Annotated in this window: 5 protein-coding genes and 1 pseudogene; 3 read left to right on the top strand and 3 right to left on the bottom strand. The window is 60.1% G+C overall.

Translation table 11 applies throughout. The annotated features are described in order from the left end of the window. Positions 1 to 118 precede the first annotated feature (118 nt). The 3 genes and pseudogenes from BGN91_RS14955 to BGN91_RS14945 all read right to left on the bottom strand — a co-directional run bounded on the left by BGN91_RS14955 (position 119) and on the right by BGN91_RS14945 (position 1,545). A pseudogene (locus BGN91_RS14955) lies at positions 119 to 360 on the bottom strand (DUF2188 domain-containing protein). A 127-nt stretch (positions 361 to 487) separates the two neighbouring features. Next, entirely contained in the window at positions 488 to 1,207 is a 720-nt protein-coding gene (locus tag BGN91_RS14950) for a hypothetical protein (RefSeq protein ID WP_366408634.1), read from the bottom strand. Positions 1,208 to 1,218: 11 nt separating this feature from the next. Then, complete coding sequence (locus BGN91_RS14945; RefSeq protein WP_292614468.1) at positions 1,219 to 1,545, bottom strand: helix-turn-helix transcriptional regulator; 327 nt, start codon at positions 1,543 to 1,545, stop codon at positions 1,219 to 1,221. A gap of 56 nt (positions 1,546 to 1,601) precedes the next feature. Between BGN91_RS14945 and BGN91_RS14940 the strand changes: the two genes are divergently transcribed. The 3 genes from BGN91_RS14940 to BGN91_RS14930 form a co-directional block, all read left to right on the top strand. Continuing rightward, positions 1,602 to 2,009 carry a hypothetical protein gene (locus BGN91_RS14940; protein WP_292614466.1) on the top strand — a complete coding sequence of 136 codons (408 nt, stop codon included), beginning with the start codon at positions 1,602 to 1,604 and terminating at the stop codon, positions 2,007 to 2,009. Then, positions 2,006 to 2,452: a DUF2924 domain-containing protein gene (locus tag BGN91_RS14935; protein ID WP_292614465.1), complete on the top strand. Its 447-nt coding sequence runs from the start codon at positions 2,006 to 2,008 to the stop codon at positions 2,450 to 2,452. The genes BGN91_RS14940 and BGN91_RS14935 overlap by 4 nt, the downstream gene beginning before the upstream one ends. Then, positions 2,449 to 3,028, top strand: a 580-nt coding sequence (locus BGN91_RS14930) for a recombinase family protein (protein WP_292614464.1), incomplete at its 3' end; no start/stop codon positions are given. The genes BGN91_RS14935 and BGN91_RS14930, both read left to right, overlap by 4 nt.

Raw genomic sequence — 3,028 nt, 5'->3', positions numbered from 1 at the left:
TCGGCGCCGACCAGTTGACGGTCGCCGGCAGAGCGATGCCGGCGTGCTGAAAATAGGCGCGCAGTGTCGCGGTCGGAGTGTTGCGGATGAAGGTCGCCACCGAAGCCATTGCCGCCTCCTAACCCTTAATGTTGCGAGGGTCATGGCCGTGGCTGTCGCTTTGGCCGATTCGCCCGTCCAAATTGTGGATTTTCAACTCGGTGCCGGCGTTGCGACTGATCTCCCGCGCGCTATCCACAGCCTGCGCCTTGGTGGGAAGTGGCCGCTGGCGCGTTCGGCGCCGCCGCGCCGAACGTCCCACCCGCCGCCATGGTTGGGCACCACATGATGAGTTCCAGGTCCACGCTTTGAGTTCGACATTCCGATCTCCTGAGCTATGACGCCACCCGCGACTCTGCGGATTAGCGTAGTTTGAGCTCAAGGGTATCGCGAGTCGCCGCGTAGTCAATCGAAAAACTACGCAAATCAGCGAATCGACGTGGAGAGATCAGCCGAACAGCGATGGTTGCTGGGTCGATACGGTAAGGAGCCCGAGCTTTAGAAGCCGCACGCGCGCTGCGTCTTCGGACACGGAAAACCGCGCCATTACGTCATTTATGACCTGTTGGCCCGGCTCCGAAGCTAGGCTAACGGCGGCGTGTAATCCCCGCTTTCCACAGAAGTCGGAGACGAATCGGCGAAGCGGCCCGACCGGCATCAAAATGGCGCCGCTGACATAGCCCGGCTGCCACTCCATCCAGTCCGAATCCTTGGCCTCGAGAATCGAATCGCGCTTGCAGATCACCTTGTTTTCGGTGCTCCGCCGATCGAACAGGCGGCCAGTCATGAATTTTTCGGCCCAGAGATGGCGGTGAAAATGCACATGCCCAAATTCATGGGCGAGCGTCGTGCGGAGCCGGTTTTCGCGGCGAGCGTCATTAGCCAGCCGGTCGGAGATCGATACCTCAGGATTCCGATCCGGAAAGAACTCCGTCATTCCTTCGACATCTCGCCCATACTCGGTCAGGTCGACAGACGAATCGAGCGATGCATCGTGTTGCTCGATCAGGATAGAGATCTCGTCCGTCGTCACCGGAAGGCGAAAATGGCCGTGCCGGCCCGTCAGAAATGCCGAAACGATGTGCTCGCATTCGCGGTCGAGCTCGGCCGCAGTGTAGTAGGGGCGTTCAGCGAAGCGGCCAGTGTTGTCCCGAACCATCTTCACCACGACGCCCGCTCCTACTTGGTAATGGTCTTTCGGAAATTGGCGAATCCTTCGACGATCTTATCGCGATCTTTGGCGCGGCGGCGCAGATCCTCGGGGATCTTGCCGGCGAGGACAAACAGGTATCCCTCTTCCTCGTCCAGGACCTTCGCAAAACGCCGAATAAGATAGTCGGACGTCGGACTGCGTCGATCGTGCTCGATGTCGTTCAGGTACTGTGGTGAAATTGGGCCTTCGTCCTCGTCCTTGACGATGAGCGCGGCCAGCTCCTTCTGGCTCAACCCCTTGGCTTTGCGCGCCTTCGCGATTGCCTGTCCGAATGTGATGGGGCGAGACGCCATCGCTTTGTCATCCTCCGCTTATCATTGCCGCCTGCTGCTACGCGGATTTGCGTATCGTGGCATCGAAGGGCGGTCAAGATCAACCGAATCACAAGACTGTTGAGTTCGGCACGGCGGAGCCCGCCTCCCTTGGGTTGAGAGACCAAGGCGGCCTGTCGAATTGCGCGATCCTTTCTTCGTCTTCGAACCGCTTCGCTTGCGAGTCGATTTCGCTGTTCATCTGGGCCGGTCGAGATAATCGTGCGCGTCATTGCAAGGCGCTCGCCATGAATGCACTCGATCCCAATCAGATGACTCCTGCGGAACGATTGGCTGAAATCGCTGATCTACTGGCCGCGGGCTTCATTCGGCTGCGCAAGCGGAAGTCCAGTTCTTTATCGGGCGACCACGGAGAAATTCGCCTCGACTTCTCGCCCGACCAACGCGGTCATGGCCAGGACGGAGAACGTGAGGCGAGTGCATGACCGACGCCGTACTGGCCAAATTGGTGGCCCTCAAAACGACGCCAACTCCCAAGCTGAAAGAGGAGTGGCGCGAACTCTTTGACACTGAGCCGCCACCGTACAATCGCCGTTTCCTGGAACACCGCCTGGCATATCGCATTCAGGAGCTCGCCTACGGTGGCCTCAAGCCCGAGACGATCGAGCGATTGGAGGCCTTGGCCGAGGACCTGGATGGTGGCGATCCGAATCGACGACGGCAGCCGGCCAAGGACCGGCCGATCGCCGGCACGCGTCTCGTCCGCGGGTGGCAAGGTGTCGAGCACTGCGTGACGGTGCGCGACGACGACTTCGAATATCAGGGACGCCCGTACAAATCTCTGTCTGCCGTCGCCCGCGCGATCACCGGCACGCGATGGAACGGGCTGATTTTTTTTGGCCTCAAGAACCAGCGGGCGGCACGATGAAAAAGCCCATCGTCCGCAAACTCCGCTGCGCGGTTTACACCCGCAAGTCGACCGAGGAAGGGCTCGACATGGAGTTCAACAGCCTCGATGCGCAACGCGAAGCATGCGAGGCCTACGTGGCGAGCCAAAAGGCGGAAGGCTGGCTGCTGTTGCCAGACCGGTTTGATGACGGCGGCTTTTCCGGTGGGACATTAGAGCGGCCGGCGTTGCAACGGTTGACCGCCGACATTGAGGCTGGGCGTGTCGACGTGGTGGTCGTCTACAAGATCGATCGCTTGTCGCGTTCACTCATGGACTTTGCCAAGCTTGTCGAGGTGTTCGACCGCAACAATGTCACTTTCGTGAGCGTGACCCAGTCGTTCAATACGACGACGTCCATGGGGCGGCTGACACTCAATATCCTGCTTTCATTCGCGCAGTTCGAGCGCGAGGTGATCGGCGAGCGCATCCGCGACAAGTTTGCGGCCTCCCGTAAGAAGGGCATGTGGATGGGCGGCTGGATCCCGCTCGGCTACGAGCTGAAGGAGCGCAAGCTCGTGATCAACGAGGCCGAGGCCGCCACCGTGCGCACGATGT

The organism is Nitrobacter sp. 62-13 (assembly GCF_001896955.1).
Taxonomy (GTDB): domain Bacteria; phylum Pseudomonadota; class Alphaproteobacteria; order Rhizobiales; family Xanthobacteraceae; genus Nitrobacter.
This window is presented reverse-complemented; position numbering and strand designations above follow the sequence as displayed.